This window comes from Pseudomonas sp. SIMBA_067 (assembly GCF_046534675.1).
In the GTDB taxonomy this organism is placed as follows: Bacteria; Pseudomonadota; Gammaproteobacteria; order Pseudomonadales; family Pseudomonadaceae; genus Aquipseudomonas; species Aquipseudomonas putida.
This window is the reverse complement of sequence record NZ_JAWRYH010001438.1, coordinates 1-232: the sequence shown is the minus strand read 5'-3', so window position 1 is coordinate 232 and position 232 is coordinate 1. Positions and strand designations below refer to the sequence as shown.

Annotated in this window: 1 protein-coding gene; it reads left to right on the top strand. The window is 41.4% G+C overall.

Translation table 11 applies throughout. The features are described 5' to 3' along the window. A partial coding sequence (locus SB765_RS34160) for a hypothetical protein (protein ID WP_410933095.1) occupies positions 1-84 on the top strand: 84 nt, incomplete at its 5' end. Positions 85-232 lie beyond the last annotated feature (148 nt).

Below are 232 nucleotides of genomic sequence, written 5' to 3'. Positions count from 1 at the left end.
CTGGCTATTTTTCTGACCGTACTGGCGTTCAATTTGTTGGGCGATGGTTTACGCGATGCGCTGGATCCGAAAATTAAAGGATAGTTACGTTTGAATATTGCTTGAAAGGGTAATCACCTCACAGGAAATTATTGCCCTAAGCAAGTGTTGTAACTTTCTGCTGATTTTGTAGAATCGGGTAATTTGGTTAAAAAGCCGCTGCAAAAATTGTCCCTTGCTGCGGCTTTTTAAC